This window comes from Stenotrophomonas sp. 05L413 (assembly GCF_056397945.1).
The window spans coordinates 73710-91390 of sequence record NZ_JBFTOL010000007.1; the positions used below are offsets into that span (position 1 = coordinate 73710).

A 17681-nucleotide genomic window follows, 5' to 3' on the forward strand; every position below is an offset into this window, starting at 1 on the left:
GGCCAGCGGCCGGCACTACCACGGCCCATTCATCTTTACGGCACCGCGCTGCGCACCTGCAACGTTCCATCCACCTTGCGCCCATCTTCCAGGCTCAGCCGCAACGGCAGCTGCACCCCCTCTTTCAGCGCCACCTCCGGCTGCATCAACATCAGGTGCAGACCACCGGGTTTCAGCACGACCGTCGCCCCCGCCGCGATCGGCAGGCGTTCGACCGCGCGCATGCGGCTGACGCCGTCGACCAGCGTGGTTTCGTGCAGCGAGACATCGCCGAACGCCTTGCTGCCGGCGGCGACCACCACCACCGCCTCGCGGCAGTCGTTGTGGATCTGGCCGTAGCCGGCCGCCATCGGCATCGCACCGGGCGGCAGGCGCACCCACCCATCGCGCAGTGACACACAGGCCGGCGTTGCGGCCCACGCGGATGTTGCGAACGCACACAATCCCAACAATACGCACACGAATGGTTTGGTTATCATCGGCTTCGTTCCCTGTCCGCAACGAGACTGCAGCATGACGACGCTCATCGAGGTGATCAACCACGGCCCCATCCGCGAACTGCGGCTGGCCAGGCCACCGGTCAATGCGTTGGACACCGAGCTGTGCCGGCACCTGATCCACGCGATCAACCAGGCGATGTCCGATGATGTGCACGGCATCGTGCTGTCCGGCAGCGAGCGCATCTTCAGCGCCGGCATGGACGTGCCGCACCTGCTCAGCCACGGCGATGACAAACACAAGCTGCTGGACAGCTGGCAGGCCTTCTTCGGCGCCGTGCGCACCCTGGCCGAGTGCCGCGTGCCGGTGGTCGCCGCCATGACCGGGCACGCCCCGGCCGGCGGCTGCGTGCTCGCGTTGTGCTGCGACTATCGGATCATCGCCCGCAGCCCCGACGCCGCCCATCCCACGGTGATCGGCCTGAACGAAGTGCAGGTCGGGCTGGTCGCGCCGGAAGGCATCCAGCGCCTGATGCGCCGCGTGGTCGGCCACCACCGGGCCACCACCCTGCTGGTCGGCGGCGAAATGGTGCCGGCCGAGCGTGCGCTGCAGATCGGGCTGGTCGATGAGGTGGTCGACGCCAATCTGGTGGTTGCCCGTGCCGTGGCCTGGCTGCAGGGCCTGCTCACGCTGCCGCGCCAGCCGATGCTGCTGACCCGCGCGATCGCCCGTGCCGATCTCCACGAGGCCCTGCACGCCGATCTGATCCAGCTGGATCGCTTCATCGAGGCCTGGTACGCCCCGGACGCCCAGCAGGCGCTGCAGGGACTGGTCGCGCGGCTGGGAAAGGGATGACCCACCACGGTTGAAGCGCGCCCGCGCACACCGGTAGTGCCGGCCGCTGGCCGGCTCCCCTACACCTGTACCTGACGAGGAGCCGGCCAGCAGCCGGCCCTACCGGAGCCCGTATAATCGGCGCCAGTCCAACCCAGGTTGCCGCCTTTGTCCGCCACGCACGAACCCGTCGTTTCCGAGCTGATCGACCTGCTCTCGCTCGAACGCCTGGAAGACAATCTGTTCCGCGGCCAGAGCCGCGATATCGGTACCAAGTATGTTTTTGGCGGCCAGGTGCTGGGCCAGGCGCTGTCGGCCGCCCAGAAGACGGTCGAGAACGGCCGTCACGTGCATTCTCTGCACGCCTACTTCCTGCGTGCCGGCAACATCGACCACCCCATCGTCTATGACGTGGACCGCACCCGCGATGGCGGCAGCTTCTCCGTCCGCCGGGTCACCGCGATCCAGCACGGCAAGGTGATCTTCTTCTGCGCCGCTTCGTTCCAGCAGGCCGAGACCGGTGCCGAGCACCAGCACAAGATGCCCGAAGTGCCGCAGCCGGAAGACATCGAACCGAACCAGCCGCTGCCGCAGGCGGTCCTGGATCGTCTGCCGATCAAGGTGCAGCGCTGGCTCTCGCGGGGCGGCCCGTTCGAGTTCCGCCATGTGTACCCGCGTGACGAACTCAACCCGCCCAAGCGCCCGCCGTACCACCAGGTCTGGCTGCGCCTGAACGAGACCGTCGGCGATGCCCCGGAGCTGCATCAGGCGCTGCTCGCCTACGCCTCGGACTTCCACCTGCTCGGCACCGCGACCTTCCCGCACGGCATCAGCTACTACCAGCCGCATGTGCAGATGGCCTCGCTGGACCATGCGATCTGGTTCCACCGCCCGTTCCGCGCCGACGATTGGCTGCTGTACTCGCTGGACAGTCCCAGCGCGCAGGATTCACGTGGCCTGGCGCGTGGCCAGTTCTTCACCCGCAACGGCATCCTGGTCGCCAGCACGGCGCAGGAAGGCCTGATCCGCGTGGTCGACGACAGTGCCGCGGCTGCCGCCGTGCCGGCCAAGGACTGACATGAGACAGATCTTCAACAGCCAGCGCGTGGAAACCGTCGAAGGCGTGGCCCAGCTGCTGCGCGACGCCGGCATCGAGGTGCGCATCACCAACGGACGCTCGTACCACAGCAAACGCGGCAGCCAGTTCAGCTATCTGGACAAGGAAAAGGCCACTACCCACCCGACCCTGTGGGTGGTGCATGCCGATGACCAGCCCCGCGCCCGCGAGATCCTGCGCGATGCGCGCCTGCTCGAAACCACCCGCCGCGATCACCCGACCGCGCAGTTCGCGTTCCGCGACGAGGTCGCCCAGAACGATGCGCCGCGCAACTGGGCCTGGCGCATCCGTATCGGCCTGCTGCTGGTGATCGCTGCCGTGGCGATGGTGGTGGTCATGCGCCACCGCAGCGCCCCGGTCGTGGCGCCCGCGCCGACCCCGACCGTGCAGCCGGCGGCGTCGCCGACCGCACCGGCAGCCCCCCCGCCGGAAGAAGAGGAAGTGCGGGTCCGGATCCAGCCCACCGAGTAACAGGTAGTGCCGGCCGCTGGCCGGCTCCTCGTTCGGTTGGAAGCCTGCAGAGCCGGCCAGCGGCCGGCACTACCCGGTCACATCCGGGACCGGCACGCGTCATGATGGGACCATCCCCGGGGGAGGACACCATGACGCCGCATCCGCTGACCATCACGCTCGAACGCGAGCTGCCTGCTGCCGCAGGCGGCTGCCAGCAGTCATATGGCCGCATCGTGCTGGCCTGCCAGAACACGGTCACCGCGATCGCGCTGGCGATCACCCGCGATGTACATGCCAGCGAGGACATCGCGCAGGAAGCCTTCATCAAGGCCTGGCAGCAACTCAACCAGTTGCACAGCCATGCCAGCTTCCTGCCCTGGTTGCGCCAGATCACCCGCAATCTCGCCCGTGACTGGCTGCGCGCCAACCGCGGCCGCCCGCTGTCCGGCGAGGCCGCCGAGATCGCCATCAACATGGCCGCCGACCCCAGCCCCAGTGCCCCGGATCATCTGCAACGGGTAGAGGAAGAACTGGCCGCCGAAGACATCATTTCGGCGCTGCCGGAGGACAGCCGCGAAACCCTGCTGCTCTATTACCGCGAAGGCCAGAGTTCGCAGCAGGTCGCCGATCTGCTCGGGCTCAGTGATGCCGCCGTGCGCAAGCGCCTGTCGCGTGCACGTGCCACCGTGCGTGAGGAGATGCTGCGTCGCTTCAGCGACTTCGCCCGCAGCAGCGCGCCGAGTGCCGCCTTCGCCACGACCGTCGTATCGATGGTGCTGGTCGCCGCCCCGGGCACGGCCAGTGCTGCGATCCTGCTGGGCACCGGGCTGGGCACCGGCAAGCTCGGCCTGGGCGGTGCCAGTGTCTCCGGCGGTGCGGCAATGGGCTCGTTGACGGCAGCGGCCAGCCAGACACAGGTGTTTCCACCGGATCTCGCCTGGGGCGCGATCATCGGCGGCATGGTCGGCGGCGTGCTGGGCAGCTACCTGGGCGGCCGCTATCTGCTCTCGTATGCCGAGAACGAAAGCGAGCGCGCAGCGATCCGCAGGTTCGTCCACTACAGCACCTTCACTGCGATGCTGGTCTGCATGTCTGTGTTCGCCCTGACCTACCTTCAGCCGGGCTGGTACTCCCCGGTGATGGCCCTCGTCATCGGACTGGGACTGGTCAATTATCAATGTCTGGGTCCGCTGCAGCGGATCATGGCGCCGATGATCGCGCGCGACGCGGCCCGCCACGGGCGCACCGGTCCGAACTGGAAATACGAGTCGCTTTACGGCCGCAAAGCGGTGTGGGTGATGAACCTTGTGGTGATCGGCACCATCGTCTGGGCGATGTACAGGAACGGCCGCATCTGATGGACGAAAAGCGCCGGTCGATGACCGGCGCTTTCGTTACACACCACCGCCATACCGCTTACTTCGTGGCCGGTGCCTTCGGCGGCATCGGCGGCTTGCCATCGCGGTGCTTGCCATCGCGATGATCACCACGCGGGCCACCGAACGGGCCCTTGGCCGCATCGAATTCGGCCTTGCTCAGCTGGCCGTCCTTGTTGGTATCGGCTGCGGCAAACCAGGCATCACGATGCTGCTTCATGCGCAGCTCGCGGTCGGCCTTGTCCAGGTAACCATCCTTGTTGACGTCCATCGCATCGAAGCGCGCGGCCAGGCGCGGGTCGGCCTTGGCCTCCTCGCGGCTGATGCGGCCGTCCTTGTTGGTGTCCAGCTTGGCCATCCAGTCGCCATGCCCACCCGGGCCACGCCCGTGGCGCTTGCCGTGCCAGCGCGGCAGTTCCTCACGGGAGAGCTTGCCGTCCTTGTTGGCATCGAGCGTGTCGAACTGCGCAGCCAGACGGGGCGACTTGGCCGCTTCGGTGCGGTCGATGAAGCCATCGCCATTGGTGTCCAGCTTGGCACGGGCCGGCTTGTCAGCGGCGGCGGGGGTATCGGCAGCGACCGCCAGGCCGGCAGCACCGGTGGACAGCAGCAGGGCCAGCAGCAGGAGGGATTTGCGGTTGCGCATGGGTAACTCCGGTTTGTGAGGGAAACTGCGTGCGGTGCGTGGCACCCACACCGGTAACAACGCGTGGGCGCCAGCACCGTTGACAGCCCGGCCAGCCGTGTTCATTTGGCAGACAGTCGCGGCGGCTGCGACGGCACGGGGCTATGCTGTGGGCATGGCAATACACGGCGACCGCGACGACGAGCTGCGACTGTTCCAGACCGGTGACCACCCCTGTGGCTACTGGCCGGAACGGGCCGCACGCGATCTGGTGCTCGATCCCAACGATCCGCGCCTGGGCACGCTGTACCCGATGGCGCTGGGCTGGGGCTTCCGCCGCTCTGGGGATCTGGTCTACCGCCCGCATTGCGCGGACTGCCACGCCTGCGTAGCCGTGCGCATCCCCGTGGCCCGCTTCGCACCGGACCGCAGCCAGCGCCGTTGCCTGGTCCGCAATGCGGATCTGGAAGTGCGTATCGTCGCCGCCGAACAGACCGAAGAGCAGTTCGCGCTGTACCACCGCTACCTGTCCCATCGGCACGCACAGGGCGGGATGGACGAGCACGGCCCGCACGAGTTCGACCAATTCCTGATCGGGCGCTGGTCGCAGGGGCGTTTCATCGAAATCCGCGCCCCGGGCGAGGACGGCCATCGCGGCCCGCTGCTTGGGGTCGCCGTGACCGATGTGACCCCGCAAGGACTGTCGGCGGTTTACACCTTCTTCGATCCGGACCAGGCTCATCGCGGCCTGGGCACCTTCGCGATCCTGCAGCAGATCGCCTGGGCCCAGCGCGAGCAGCTGCCGCACCTGTACCTGGGCTACTGGATCCGCGACCACCGCAAGATGGACTACAAGCGCCGGTTCCGCCCGCTGGAGGCCTATGACGGCCGCCGCTGGCACGCCTTTGATGACGAATTGGACGGCCGCTGACGCATCACTGACACCGCGCCGGGTGCAAAATAGGCGGATGAAAGCCCATCCCCTGATCCTTGCCCTGGCCCTGCTCTGCGGCGCCTGCGCACAGACCCCTGCCAAGACCGCCGCCATGCCGGATCCCGCTTCCGCGCCGCTGCGGATCGCCACCTACAACACCTCCCTGTACAGCGACGAGACCGGCGGCCTGATCGCCGAGCTCGAAGGTGACAGCGAACACGCGCGCAAGATTGCCGCCGTCCTGCAGCAGGTCCGCCCGGATCTGGTGCTGCTCAACGAGTTCGATTACGACGACGCCCATCGCGCCGCTGATCTCTTCCAGAAGCGCTACCTGGAAGCCGCCCAGCCGGGCGGCGGTGAGCCGCTGCATTACGCCTACCGCTACCTCGCCCCGGTGAACACCGGCGTGCAGAGCGGCCTGGACCTGGACAACAACGGCGAGATCGGCGGCGAAGGCCGCGCCCGTGGCAACGATGCCTGGGGCTACGGCCTGCACCCGGGCCAGTACGGCATGCTGGTGCTGTCGCGCTACCCGATCGATGAAGCCAAGGTCCGCAGTTTCCAGCTGCTGAAGTGGAGCACGATGCCCGGCGCCCTGCGCCCGATCGATCCGCGCACCGGGAAATCCTTCTACAACGACCACGTCTGGTCGCAGCTGCGCCTGTCCTCCAAATCGCACTGGGACGTGCCGGTGACCACCCCGAACGGCACCGTACACGCCCTGGTCTCGCACCCGACCCCGCCGGTCTTCGACGGCCCGGAGAAGCGCAACGCCGCCCGCAACCACGACGAACTGCGCCTGTGGCAGGACTACCTCAAGGACCGCGACACTTCATGGCTGTGCGATGACCGCGGCCACTGCGGCGGCCTCGCGCAGGACGCGCGCTTCGTCATCCTCGGCGACCTCAACAACGACCCGGTCGACGGCGACGGCCGCCACGAAGCGATCGTCGAACTGATCGAAAACCCCCGCGTCCTGCGCTACCCCACCCCGCGCAGCGTCGGCGCCGAGCAGACCAGCCTGGCCTATGCCGAGAAAGGCATCACCCGCAAAGGCGCGCCCTTCCATGCCACCGGCGACTTCGGCCCGAAATCCGGCACCATGCGCCTGGACTACGTCCTGCCCTCGGTCGGCTTCAGCTACATCGGCAGCGGCGTGTTCTGGCCTGCCAATGACAGCCCGGAAGCAAAAATCGCCGACGGCAGCGACCACCACCTGGTGTGGGTCGACCTGAAATAAAGTCTGCTCCGTATTCAACGAAAAACGGCGAGCCAAGGCTCGCCGTTTTTTTGTCCTGCCATTTTATGCCCCGCCGTTGGATCCGCCCAACCGACCCTCCACGAAGAGGTGAGCGGGCTGCCCGATCGCCTCAGACCGACAGCAACCAAGGCGCCAGCTTCGGCTTAGGCTTGGGCCTCAAACCCACCTCAAGACCGCAACTCGATCCCGATAGCCTCAGCCGCCTCACGCGCAATCTTCCGCGCCTCCTCGATATCCCCACCGCGCGCCAACGTCACACCCACCCGGCGATGCCCGTGCACACTCGGCTTGCCGAACAGGCGCAGCGCCGAATCCGGATGCACCAGGGCTGCGGCCACATTGCTGAAGAACGGCACACCCTCACCGTGCGCCAACATCGCACACGACGCCGACGGACCACTCTGGCGGATCACCGGAATCGGCAGCCCCAGAATCGCGCGCGCATGCAGCGCGAACTCACTCAACTCCTGCGAGGCCAACGTCACCAGACCCGTGTCATGCGGCCGCGGCGACACCTCGCTGAACCACACCTCGTCGCCCTTCACGAACAGCTCGACCCCGAACAGCCCCCAGCCACCCAGCTCATCGGTGATCGCCTGCGAAATCTCCTCCGCCCGCGCCAGCGCACGCGGCGACATCGGCTGCGGCTGCCAGCTCTCGCGGTAATCACCATCCTTCTGCCAGTGCCCGATCGGCGCACAGAACGACGTCCCGCCCGCATGACGCACGGTCAGCAGCGTGATTTCGTACTCGAAATCGATGAAGCCCTCCACGATGCAGCGCCCGGCACCGGCGCGGCCACCGGTCTGCGCATACTCCCAGGCCGGCGCGATGTCGGCCTCCTGGCGCAGCGTGCTCTGGCCCTTGCCCGAGGAAGACATCACCGGCTTGACCACGCACGGCAGCCCGATCGCAGCGACCGCCGCGCGGTACTCGGCGTCGGTATCAACGAACCGGTACGGCGAGGTCGGCAGACCCAGGGTCTCGGCGGCGAGCCGGCGGATGCCCTCGCGGTCCATGGTCAGGCGTGCCGCACGCGCAGTCGGCACTACCCGCAGCCCCTGCTCCTGTTCCAGCTGGACCAGCGTCTCGGTATGGATCGCCTCGATCTCCGGCACCACCAGATGCGGCTTCTCCAGTGCGATCAGCGCGCGCAGCGCCATGGCGTCGAGCATGTCGATCACGTGCGAACGGTGTGCCACCTGCATCGCCGGCGCGTTGGCGTAGCGGTCGGCAGCGATCACCTCCACCCCCAGCCGCTGCAGCTCGATGGCGACTTCCTTGCCGAGTTCGCCGGATCCCAGCAGCAGCACACGGGTGGCGGAAGGAGACAGCGGCGTACCGAGCGTGGACATGGCGATGTTCCGGGCAACAGGGGCGGGAGGGCATTCTAGCCGGTGCCGCCGCCGCGTGGCCGGCTGGGGCGGCACTTGCGAAGTGATATCAATTTGATATCTTCCAATCAACTACCCAAGGACGCCCTGCCATGAAAGAGAAGTCGATCCGCTCGCTGTCCGGCCTGCCCTTCCTGCTGCTGGTGCTGGCCCTGACCGCGGTGGCCGTGTGGATGTTCGTGGTCGGGGTGGACAAGGGAAACCGCAACCCGGCGCTGATCGTGGGCAGCCTGGTGCTGGCCACCACCGCCCTGCTCAGCCTGGTCGGCCTGTATACCGTGCAGCCCAACCAGGCGGTGGTCGTCAGCCTGTTCGGCAAGTACGTCGGCACCGTCAAGGAGAACGGCCTGCGCTGGAACAACCCGTTCTTCACCAAGGTCAAGGTGAGCCAGCGCGTGCGCAACTTCGAAAGCGGCAAGCTCAAGGTCAACGAGCTCGACGGCAGCCCGATCGAGATCGCCGCGGTGATCGTGTGGCAGGTGGTGGATGCTTCCGAAGCGGTCTACAACGTGGACGACTACGAGAGCTTCGTGCACATCCAGTCCGAATCGGCGCTGCGCGCGATGGCGACCAGCTACCCGTATGACCAGCACGAAGAAGGCCAGCTGTCGCTGCGCAGCCATGCCGCCGAGATCTCCCAGCACCTCAAGGACGAGCTGGCCGAGCGCCTGGCCGATGCCGGCGTGCAGGTGATCGATGCGCGCATCAGCCACCTCGCCTATGCCCCGGAAATCGCCCAGGCGATGCTGCAACGCCAGCAGGCCAATGCGGTCATCGCCGCACGTACGCGGATCGTCGCCGGTGCGGTCGGGATGGTCGAAATGGCCCTGGCCGAACTGCAGAAGAACGGTGTGGTCCAGCTCGATGAAGAGCGCAAGGCGCACATGGTGAGCAATCTGCTGACCGTGCTGTGTTCGGATCGTGGCACCCAGCCGGTGGTCAACGCCGGTTCGCTGTATTGATGCACCAGCGTGCCGACCCAGGGTCGGCAGCTACCACCGCAACGCGGCGCCGAGGGGACGGCACGCGCTGTCGATAAAGGACCCCGCATGACCGAAAAGAAAGCGTACCCGCTGCGTATCAATGCCGACGTTCTGGCGGCGGCGCAGCGCTGGGCCGACGACGAGCTGCGCAGCCTCAATGCACAGATCGAATACGTGCTGCGCGATGCCCTGCGCAAGGCCGGACGCCTTCCCAGACCCACCGCCGACAAGGAGAGCAAATCATGAGCAGGCGCTGGAGCTATCTCACCGTTGAAGTGAAACCCAACCTGATGGGGATCGTCAACGCCGAGCAGATCCAGGAGGAACTGACCCGGCAGGGCCAGCTCGGCTGGGAGCTGGTCAACGCGATCAGCCTGGTGTCGGCACCTCCCTTCACGACGTCGGTACTGATCTTCAAAAAGGAGGCATGAAGTGAGTGCACCTCATCCCTTCGAGGTTGCCCCATCGCCGGGCTGGCGACTGCTGTGGCTGTGGGTTCCGCTGCTGCTCGTCGCCGGCGTGATGGTCGGCACCGCGCTGGACGCACCGGAGCGTTCGCACACCGAGCTGATGGTCACGCTGCCCTTCCTGGCCGTGCTGGCAGCCGTACTGACCTGGGCCTACAGCCGGCGTCGCATCGTGCTGCATGAGGACACGCTGGAGGTGTTGTCGACCTTCTACCGAAAGCGCGTGCCGGTCAGCGCGATGCGTCTGGACGAGGCGCGCATCGTCGACTTCGCCGAGCATGGCCGGTACAAGCCCTCGATCAAGACCAACGGCTACGGCGTACCGGGCTTCCAGTCCGGGCACTACCGCATGGCCGATCGCAGCAAGGCGTTCTGCCTGATCACCGACAGCAGCCGCGTTCTGCACCTGCCGCTGCGCGATGGCAGCGCCCTGGTGATCAGCCCGGAACGTCCCCGCATTCTCCTCGACRCTTTGCAGGCGCTGGCCGGACCGCCGCGCGCGCACTAAGCTGGCAGCATGCGCCGATCCCCTGCCCTGCTGATCAACACCGCCGAGATCGAACTGTGGCCTGGCGGCCTGCTGCGTGCACGCGGCTCTGCCGACGCGCGCGCCCTGGCTCGCGCGCAGTGGGTCCTGCGGCGCAAGCGCGATGGGCGCTACCTCGCCGTCGCTACCGCCCACGGCGTGTTGCCACTGGTGCCGCGCCTGATGCGCGAGCCGGGCATCGAGGAGGCACTGGATGCGCTGGACCGCCAGGTGCTGGATCGCCGCCGCGGCAGCGCGCCCGATGCGGTGCTGCCCCTGAGTGGACTGCAGCATCGCCTCGAAACCCTCGGGATTGATGCCGATGCCTACGAGGCCGCGAGCGGCCTGGCGCTGGAAGCCGAACCGGCTCAGCTGCACCTGGCCGGTTTCGACCGCTACCGGCGGCCACTCTGGCTCCAGCGTGACGCCGCCCGCAGCTGGCAACGCCTGCGCGCGCGGGCCGCTGCCGATGGCATCGCCCTGGAGGCGATCTCCGGCTACCGCAGCCACGATTACCAGCTCGGGATATTCGCCCGCAAACGCAACCGCGGGCTGAGCGTGGAGGAGATCCTCAAGGTCAACGCCGCACCGGGCTACAGCGAGCACCACAGCGGCTACGCGCTGGATATCGGCACACCCGGCGAACCGCCTGCGGAAGAATCGTTCGAGTCGACTGCCGCGTTCGCGTGGCTGGGCGAGCATGCCGGTCGCTTCGGGTTCCAGCTGAGCTACCCGCGGGACAACCCGCATGGGATTGTCTACGAACCGTGGCACTGGTGCTGGCACGACGCCATACCCTGACCAGCGCGACCCACAAGGAGGGCGACCATGGACGATCAGAATCCCTACCAGGCCGGTGGGGTTCCCCCCACCCCGCCAACGGCACCGCACTGGGAACAGGTGCCGAGCGGGATCACCAGGCCAGTCACGCAGCTCTGGTTACTGGGCGCGGGACTCACCGTGTTCACCCTCGCCACGGGCGGCTGGACGTGGGTCACGAACCGACACGTGTTCGCCATGATGAACTTCATCGCTGCTGCGATGGTCGGCTGCGTTTACCTGGGTCTGGCAGTGGGGGTCTACAAACGCAGCCGGATTGCGGCCTGCCTGACCGCTGCGTTGTGGGCATGGGTGTTCGTGATGCATCTGAGGCAGGACACCGCAGGCCTGACAGACACGCTTCGGAGGATGGGGATGATGCTGGTGATCGGGGTCGTGGTCCTCCGCGGCACCTTCGCCACCTTCCACCATCACCGCTACCTTGCGGCGAAGAAGCGCCAGCCAGCGCGGGCACGAATCAGCGACGACCCGGCCTTCGCGCCGAAGCCACCGGCCGCGTAGCCTCACCCCTGCGAGCGGTTGGTCGTCGCCTTCGGATCCACCGTGAAATCTGCGATCCGCCACAGGTACAGGCTCGCGTAGGTCCGGAACGGGCCCCATTTCTCGCCGCGGGCGAGCAGCTCCTTCGGGGTCGGCATCCGCTCGGCCTTGTCCACGCGCTGGGCGCCCTTGCGGACACCGAGGTCGTCCACCGGCAGGATGTCCGGGCGACCGAGCCGGAACATCAGCATCATCTCCACCGTCCAGCGGCCGATGCCGCGGATCGGGACCAGCACGTCGATGATCGCGTCGTGGTCCATCACCGACATCCGACGCAGGTCGGGGATCTCACCCGCTGCCTCGCGACGCGCCAGGTCTCGCAGCGCCAGCGCCTTGTTGCCCGAGACCCCGCAGACCCGCAGCCCGGCATCATCGATGCGCGCCAGCGTATCGGCGTGCAGGCGGGTGCTGCCGATGGCGGTCTCCACCCGCCCGACGATGGTCGAGGCGGCCTTGCCGCTGAGCTGCTGGAACAGGATCGCCCGTGCCAGCGCGTCGACCGGATCAAAGGTTTTCGCCCAGCCGGGCGGCGCCTGGATCGGGCCGAGCCGCTTCATCCACGTGCCCAGCCGCCGGTCGCGCCGGCTCAGCCAGTCATGCGCCTCATCGACATCGAAACCGCGGCGGTAGCGGGGCATGTCAGCGCCTCAGCGCGTTGAGGCCGTAGGCCAGCCAGCCGACCATCAGCGCGGTGCCACCGACCGGTGCCAACTGCGTACTGAGCGTCCACAACGCGCCAGCCACCAGGCTGCCGGAGAACAGCAGCGTGCCGATCAGCAGGACATACAGGGCCAGCCGACCCAGCGTGTTCTGCTGGGTCGGGCCGAGCACGGCCAGCGCCACCCCGTGCCCGAACGCGTACAAGGCCGCGGTGGTCACATGCGACTGCGCCAGTGGATCGGCGATGCCGTGCGAGGCGTAGGCCGACAGACCGACCCCGGTGGCCGCCAGCAGGCCGCCCAGGCCGGCCAGCAGGGAGGGTTTGCGCGTGCGTCGTTCCAGGTTGAGCATGCTTGCGTCCTTCAGACAATGCCCCGCTGCCGGAGCCAAAAAAAAACGCGCCGCAGGAAGCGGCGCGTTTCAGGTCGTGCGTTACATCACGGCAACCGTCGGTTTACTTGACGGCCCAGTAGATGTCGTACGTGCCTTCCGGAGTGAACGACTTGTCCACGCCGTCCTTCCAGGACTCGTACGGACGATCGATCACTTCGTTGCCGCCGGTCACCGACCACGCACGCAGGGCGTTGCGGGCGATGTCCAGGCCGGCCATGTGGCCGGTGTAGGCCGCGTGGGCCGAGCGATGCGGAGCAACGTGCACGTACTTGACCGGTGCACCACCGTCGATCTTCACCGTCAGGGCTTCGGCAGTCGCGCCTTCAGCACCCTTCTTCTTGACCGGCTGGGCCACGTCGAAGGCGTACTTCTCGGCGCCGAAATCGGTGGTGATGATGCGGAACGGACCGGCGGCTTCGAGGTTGTTGGCCTCCATGACGCGCTTGATCCACTCCTGGTTGTCCTTGATGGACTTGGTGATGGTCTCCTGGCCGCGATCCACGTTGCCGGCGGTGACGACCAGCAGGTCCTCGGCCGGGACGTCCACGATGGCCAGATCGGTCAGCGGGGCTTCGGCGGTGCGGTAGTCGATGTTCGGCACGGTGGCCAGCATGTTGGCCATGCGCGACAGACCCAGCTTCAGGTCGTCACCGGCGTGACGGCTGACGTACAGGCCAGCGTAACGACCGAACAGGTTGAAACCGTACTTGACGCTGTAGTCCTGCGTGATCTTGACGTTGCGGCCACCCTTGCCGGTCGGCTCCAGGGTGAAGCGGGTGGTCTTGTCGTGACCCTTGGAGGCGTCCTCGATCTCGATCGCCACGTGCTTGTTCTGCTCGGACTCGGTGATCACCCAGCTACCTTCGCCCAAGGAGCTTTCCTTGGAGGCGTAGTCCAGGCGTGCGCCGACGCCGGCAGCGGGGCCGGAGTACTTCAGTTCAACGGCGGGATCGCGCAGCAAGAGCGGGTTCCAGTCCTTGAAGCGGCGCAGGCTGTTGACCGTGTCGTACACGATCGTCATCTTGCGGTTGGTCTCGATGCTTTCGGAAATATGGCGCTCGCCCGGCAGACATACGCCAATGATGACGAACAGGCCAGCCACGATCCCCAAGGCGATCAGGAACTCGATAATACGGGTCATTCAGGAGTCTCCGGGGCCGATCCCACGGCCGGGTTGATTGAAGCGAAGCGCCAATCCTAGCAGGCTTCGCCGGTGTTGTTGATCAGGGTTGGCACACCGGTTTCCATGTCGGCAGCGGTTTTGCATAGACAAGGAGCGGAAAGATAACGCATCGCGCGTGTCAGCACGTAGCGGATGGACAATATTTCTTTGCCGGATTCGGCCGCTGGGACCAAAAATCCCCCTGCATCGCTTGCGCTGCAAGGGTTTCACAGAATTCATAAATTACCTGCGAACCCGTGGCCGCCCGAAGGCCGGCGCCGGGTCCGCAGGCTCAGACCAGCTGCAGTTCGAAGGCCTTGAGCACGGCGCGGGTACGATCGCGCACGCCCAGCTTGGAGAGGATGTTGGACACGTGGTTCTTGATCGTGCCCTCGGCCACGCCCAGTGAATTGGCGATCTCCTTGTTGGAGAAGCCGCTGGCCATCAGCCGCAGGATCTCGGTCTCGCGGTCGGTCAACGGGTCCGGCCTGTCCAGGCTCACGAACTCGTTGCGCATGTGCTCCAGGCCCGACAGCAGCCGCTGGGTCACCGCCGGCTGCACCAGCGAGCCGCCATCGGCCACGGTCCGGATCGCGCCCACCAGCTGGTCCAGGGTCACATCCTTGAGCAGGTAGCCCTTGGCGCCGGCCTTCAGCCCGGCCAGCACCAGCTGGTCGTCATCGAAGGTGGTCAGGATGATGGTCGGCGGCAGCTGGTTCAGCCGCGACAGCATCTGCAGCGCCTCCAGCCCGGACATCACCGGCATGCGCATGTCCATCAGGACCACGTCAGGGCGGACCTGCGGAACCACCTCGACTGCCTGGCGGCCATCGGCGGCCTCGGCGACCACTTCGATGCCGTCATCGAGCGCCAGCAGCGAGCGGATCCCCTGCCGCACCAGGGTTTGGTCGTCGACCAGGCAGACGCGAATCATCAACGCACTCCTTCAATGACAGCGGTCAGCATCAATACTGGCACGCCGGGTACCGAGGCACGAAGGCGGAAGCCCTGTCCCCGGCGGGTTTCGATCTGCAGCTCACCACCGCATTGTTGCAGGCGCTCGCGCATCCCGCGCAACCCATTGCCGACCACGATACCGTCGGCGCCCACCCCATCATCATGCGCTTCCAGCACCACGATGCCCGGCGCCTCGCGCCGGACCTTGATCCACAGGTTGCGCGCACCGGCGTGGCGCACTGCATTGGTGATGATTTCCTGGGTGCAGCGCAGCAGCACGTGCGCGCGCTCGGGATCTTCCACGCTCAGTGGCTCGTCGATATCCAGGTGGATCTCCAGCGAGGGGACCTGCTCGGTCAGCGGGCGCAGCGCGGCGGCCAGGTCGATCGCACCACTGTCGCGCAGCTGGCTGACCGCCTCGCGTACGTCGGTCAGCAGCAGCTTGGCCAGGGTATGGGCCTGATGCACGTGTTCCTGGGCCTGGCCTTCGGTGATGTGGCCGGCCACTTCCAGATTCAGGCTGAGCGCGGTCAGGTGGTGGCCCAACAGATCGTGCAGCTCGCGGGAAATGCGGGTGCGTTCGTTGACGCGGGCGCTTTCGGCCAGCAGCACACGGGTGGCGCGCAGCTCGGTATTGAGCCGGCGCTGCTCTTCACGGGCATCGGTCTGCTGCCGCGCCACCAGGCTGGTCACGAAGATGAACATGGAGAAGCCGCCATACAGCAGCGACTGCATCACCGCTTCGAACAGGGAGAAATTCAGGATGAGGTAGTAGACCGGCAGCACCGCCAGCTGGCTCAGCAGCAGCCAGATCACGCCGCCGCGCACCGGCAGCATCCACGGGATGACGCCGGCGGCGACCATCATCAGGATGCTGCCCAGCCCGGAACCGCTCAGATAGCTCACGCCCAGCGCCGACGCGGTCAGCAGCACCAGCATGACCCGGTCGTACCAGCGCGAGTGGCCGCCGTTGCGCAGCCCGCGGGTCAGCCAGAAGTAGCCGGCGCCGAAGGCCAGGTACGCCGCGAACAGCCACAGCGCCCAGGCATCGACGCCTCCGCCGCGGCGCAGCAGTGCTTCGTACTGTGAGTAAACCAGAGGAAGTCCGACCATGACCCAGGTGAACAGGCCGGCCAGTCGCAGTACTCGGGTGTGGCTGAGGTATCCCAACATGGACGCATAGTAGGCTGAACCTGTTCCCCTGCACTCCCACAGAAGTCATGCCTGTCCGCTCGCGGGGGGAAGCCACCCATGCAATAATCGGACCGAGGGCCCCTCGATGGGCCAACCGCGTTACCCCACGGAGTCACAATGTCGATTGTCATCCGCGACGTGCGCGAGCACGAGCTCGATTCCGTCCTGGCCCTGAACAACAATGCCGGCCTGGCCATCCTGCCGTTGGATGCCGCCCGCCTGCGTCTGTTCTATGAAAGCGCTGAGTATTTCCGCGTCGCCGAGCGCGACGGCAACCTGGCCGGTTTCCTGATCGGCTTCGGCAGCGACAGCCAGCACGACAGCAGCAACTTCGCCTGGTTCAAGCAGCAGCTTGACAGCAAATTCTTCTATATCGACCGCATCGTGGTCGCCAGCCGCCGCCGCGGCGGTGGCGTTGGCCGTGCGTTCTATGCCGATGCGCAGAGCTACGCCGAGCTGCGCTACCCGCAGCTGACCTGCGAGGTGTTCCTGGATCACGGTGCCGATGCCGCCCTGCTCTTCCACGGCAGCTTCGGCTTCCGCGAGGTCGGGCAGAACAACATGGCCCACGTGGATGTGCGCGCCAGCATGCTGCTCAAGGACCTGTGCAGTTACCAGTGGGTGCACGACACCTACGGCGATCAGCTGCCGGATGTGCCTTGGGTAGGCCATCGCCGCGAGCCGCTGCGCGTGCAGCAGCAGACGGGGACCTGATCGGTGGCGGCGAACATGGATTTTGAACAGGCCGGTGAACTGAAGATCGGCCAGGTCGGCATCGCCAATCTGCGCATCCGCACCCTCGATGTCGAGCGCCTCACCCGTGAAATGCAGGAACGTGTCGCGCGTGCGCCGAAGCTGTTCGGGCGTGCGGCAGTGATCCTGGATTTCGGCGGGCTGAGCAGGATGCCGGACGTGGCGACCGCCAAGGCGCTGCTGGACGGCCTGCGCAAGGCCGGCGTGCTGCCGGTTGCGCTGGCTTACGGCACCACCGAAACCGACCTGCTTTCCCAGCAGCTCGGCCTGCCGCTGCTGGCCAAGTTCCGCGCCCAGTACGAGCGCGCCGAGGCCGAGCCGGCGCCTGCGCGCGTGCCGGTCGCCGAACCGCCGCCGCGCCGTGCGCGTGCCGCCGCTGCCGTGCCTGCGGCGCCGGCGCCCAGCGCTGTCGCCACCGGAGGCGCGCCCAAGCCGGGCCGCATGCAGACCGCCAACGTCCGTTCGGGCCAGCAGCTGTACGCGGAAAACTGCGACCTGACCGTCATGGCCACCGTCGGCGCGGGCGCCGAAGTGATCGCCGATGGCAGCATCCACATCTACGGTACGCTGCGGGGCCGTGCCCTGGCAGGTGCCCAAGGCAACACCACGGCGCGCATTTTCTGCCGTGAATTCCACGCTGAACTGGTCGCCATTGCCGGCCACTACAAGGTACTGGACGATGTTCCGGACTCCCTGCGCGGCAAGGCCGTGCAGGTGTGGCTGGAACAGGACCAGATCAAGATCGCTGCGCTGGACTGACGCAGCCCCCAAACA

The 17681-nt window shown here is 66.8% G+C and carries 22 protein-coding genes; 14 read left to right on the forward strand and 8 right to left on the reverse strand.

Translation table 11 applies throughout. The features are described 5' to 3' along the window. Nucleotides 1-35 precede the first annotated feature (35 nt). Nucleotides 36-479 (reverse strand): copper chaperone PCu(A)C, encoded by a 444-nt coding sequence (locus AC1DIQ_RS15820; RefSeq protein ID WP_121043404.1) that lies wholly within the window; start codon nucleotides 477-479, stop codon nucleotides 36-38. A gap of 34 nt (nucleotides 480-513) precedes the next feature. On the opposite strand from AC1DIQ_RS15820, the gene AC1DIQ_RS15825 reads away from it, so the two are divergent. From AC1DIQ_RS15825 to AC1DIQ_RS15840, 4 genes are all read left to right on the forward strand, one after another. Next, entirely contained in the window at nucleotides 514-1293 is a 780-nt protein-coding gene (locus tag AC1DIQ_RS15825; protein WP_461770479.1) for an enoyl-CoA hydratase/isomerase family protein, read from the forward strand. A 147-nt stretch (nucleotides 1294-1440) separates the two neighbouring features. Continuing rightward, the gene (gene tesB, locus AC1DIQ_RS15830) at nucleotides 1441-2349 is read left to right on the forward strand and encodes an acyl-CoA thioesterase II (protein WP_088432131.1); all 909 of its coding nucleotides are present in this window, start codon (nucleotides 1441-1443) and stop codon (nucleotides 2347-2349) included. 1 nt (nucleotide 2350) lies between these two features. After that, the gene (locus AC1DIQ_RS15835) at nucleotides 2351-2860 is read left to right on the forward strand and encodes a putative signal transducing protein (RefSeq protein ID WP_461770480.1); all 510 of its coding nucleotides are present in this window, start codon (nucleotides 2351-2353) and stop codon (nucleotides 2858-2860) included. 131 nt (nucleotides 2861-2991) lie between these two features. Next, nucleotides 2992-4200, forward strand: coding sequence for an RNA polymerase sigma factor (locus tag AC1DIQ_RS15840; RefSeq protein WP_478050375.1), 1209 nt, complete (start codon nucleotides 2992-2994; stop codon nucleotides 4198-4200). Between the two features lie 58 nt (nucleotides 4201-4258). On the opposite strand, the gene AC1DIQ_RS15845 is transcribed toward AC1DIQ_RS15840, so the two are convergent. Next, a complete protein-coding gene (locus AC1DIQ_RS15845; RefSeq protein WP_152153678.1) occupies nucleotides 4259-4864 on the reverse strand; it encodes an EF-hand domain-containing protein in 606 nt (201 codons plus the stop codon). A 154-nt stretch (nucleotides 4865-5018) separates the two neighbouring features. Between AC1DIQ_RS15845 and AC1DIQ_RS15850 the strand changes: the two genes are divergently transcribed. Together AC1DIQ_RS15850 and AC1DIQ_RS15855 are read left to right on the forward strand one after the other, a co-directional pair. Further along, nucleotides 5019-5774 carry an arginyltransferase gene (locus AC1DIQ_RS15850; RefSeq protein WP_121043392.1) on the forward strand — a complete coding sequence of 252 codons (756 nt, stop codon included), beginning with the start codon at nucleotides 5019-5021 and terminating at the stop codon, nucleotides 5772-5774. Nucleotides 5775-5811: 37 nt separating this feature from the next. Next, nucleotides 5812-7017 (forward strand): endonuclease/exonuclease/phosphatase family protein, encoded by a 1206-nt coding sequence (locus AC1DIQ_RS15855; RefSeq protein WP_478050376.1) that lies wholly within the window; start codon nucleotides 5812-5814, stop codon nucleotides 7015-7017. A 188-nt stretch (nucleotides 7018-7205) separates the two neighbouring features. Here AC1DIQ_RS15855 and purT read toward each other — a convergent pair whose 3' ends face one another. Continuing rightward, the gene (gene purT / locus AC1DIQ_RS15860) at nucleotides 7206-8393 is read right to left on the reverse strand and encodes a formate-dependent phosphoribosylglycinamide formyltransferase (RefSeq protein WP_121043386.1); all 1188 of its coding nucleotides are present in this window, start codon (nucleotides 8391-8393) and stop codon (nucleotides 7206-7208) included. A gap of 131 nt (nucleotides 8394-8524) precedes the next feature. Between purT and AC1DIQ_RS15865 the strand changes: the two genes are divergently transcribed. The 6 genes from AC1DIQ_RS15865 (at nucleotide 8525) to AC1DIQ_RS15890 (ending at nucleotide 11749) form a co-directional block, all read left to right on the forward strand. Beyond that, nucleotides 8525-9394, forward strand: coding sequence for an SPFH domain-containing protein (locus AC1DIQ_RS15865; RefSeq protein ID WP_088432124.1), 870 nt, complete (start codon nucleotides 8525-8527; stop codon nucleotides 9392-9394). A gap of 87 nt (nucleotides 9395-9481) precedes the next feature. Then, entirely contained in the window at nucleotides 9482-9661 is a 180-nt protein-coding gene (locus AC1DIQ_RS15870) for a type II toxin-antitoxin system antitoxin (RefSeq protein WP_282263299.1), read from the forward strand. Continuing rightward, on the forward strand, nucleotides 9658-9846 hold the full coding sequence (locus AC1DIQ_RS15875; RefSeq protein WP_121043380.1) for a DUF4177 domain-containing protein: 189 nt from the start codon (nucleotides 9658-9660) through the stop codon (nucleotides 9844-9846). The genes AC1DIQ_RS15870 and AC1DIQ_RS15875 overlap by 4 nt, the downstream gene beginning before the upstream one ends. 1 nt (nucleotide 9847) lies before the next feature. Continuing rightward, entirely contained in the window at nucleotides 9848-10390 is a 543-nt protein-coding gene (locus AC1DIQ_RS15880) for a PH domain-containing protein (protein WP_478050377.1), read from the forward strand. Nucleotides 10391-10399: 9 nt separating this feature from the next. Then, nucleotides 10400-11209: a M15 family metallopeptidase gene (locus AC1DIQ_RS15885; protein ID WP_121043374.1), complete on the forward strand. Its 810-nt coding sequence runs from the start codon at nucleotides 10400-10402 to the stop codon at nucleotides 11207-11209. Between the two features lie 27 nt (nucleotides 11210-11236). Further along, a complete protein-coding gene (locus AC1DIQ_RS15890) occupies nucleotides 11237-11749 on the forward strand; it encodes a hypothetical protein (RefSeq protein WP_478050378.1) in 513 nt (170 codons plus the stop codon). 2 nt (nucleotides 11750-11751) lie between these two features. Here the strand turns inward: AC1DIQ_RS15890 and AC1DIQ_RS15895 are convergent, their stop codons facing one another. From AC1DIQ_RS15895 to AC1DIQ_RS15915, 5 genes are all read right to left on the reverse strand, one after another. Then, nucleotides 11752-12426, reverse strand: coding sequence for a DNA-3-methyladenine glycosylase family protein (locus tag AC1DIQ_RS15895; RefSeq protein WP_121043368.1), 675 nt, complete (start codon nucleotides 12424-12426; stop codon nucleotides 11752-11754). A gap of 1 nt (nucleotide 12427) precedes the next feature. Continuing rightward, entirely contained in the window at nucleotides 12428-12799 is a 372-nt protein-coding gene (locus AC1DIQ_RS15900) for a DUF423 domain-containing protein (protein WP_121043365.1), read from the reverse strand. A gap of 103 nt (nucleotides 12800-12902) precedes the next feature. Further along, a complete protein-coding gene (locus AC1DIQ_RS15905) occupies nucleotides 12903-13982 on the reverse strand; it encodes a polyketide cyclase (RefSeq protein ID WP_461770486.1) in 1080 nt (359 codons plus the stop codon). A gap of 313 nt (nucleotides 13983-14295) precedes the next feature. Next, nucleotides 14296-14937, reverse strand: a complete 642-nt coding sequence (locus AC1DIQ_RS15910) for a response regulator (RefSeq protein ID WP_019184539.1) — start codon at nucleotides 14935-14937, stop codon at nucleotides 14296-14298. Continuing rightward, a complete protein-coding gene (locus tag AC1DIQ_RS15915) occupies nucleotides 14937-16133 on the reverse strand; it encodes a sensor histidine kinase (protein WP_088432115.1) in 1197 nt (398 codons plus the stop codon). The genes AC1DIQ_RS15910 and AC1DIQ_RS15915 overlap by 1 nt, the downstream gene beginning before the upstream one ends. A 138-nt stretch (nucleotides 16134-16271) precedes the next feature. Between AC1DIQ_RS15915 and AC1DIQ_RS15920 the strand changes: the two genes are divergently transcribed. Together AC1DIQ_RS15920 and minC are read left to right on the forward strand one after the other, a co-directional pair. Continuing rightward, nucleotides 16272-16868: a GNAT family N-acetyltransferase gene (locus AC1DIQ_RS15920; protein ID WP_088432114.1), complete on the forward strand. Its 597-nt coding sequence runs from the start codon at nucleotides 16272-16274 to the stop codon at nucleotides 16866-16868. A 15-nt stretch (nucleotides 16869-16883) separates the two neighbouring features. Continuing rightward, on the forward strand, nucleotides 16884-17666 hold the full coding sequence (gene minC / locus AC1DIQ_RS15925; RefSeq protein ID WP_121043359.1) for a septum site-determining protein MinC: 783 nt from the start codon (nucleotides 16884-16886) through the stop codon (nucleotides 17664-17666). Nucleotides 17667-17681: the final 15 nt, after the last annotated feature.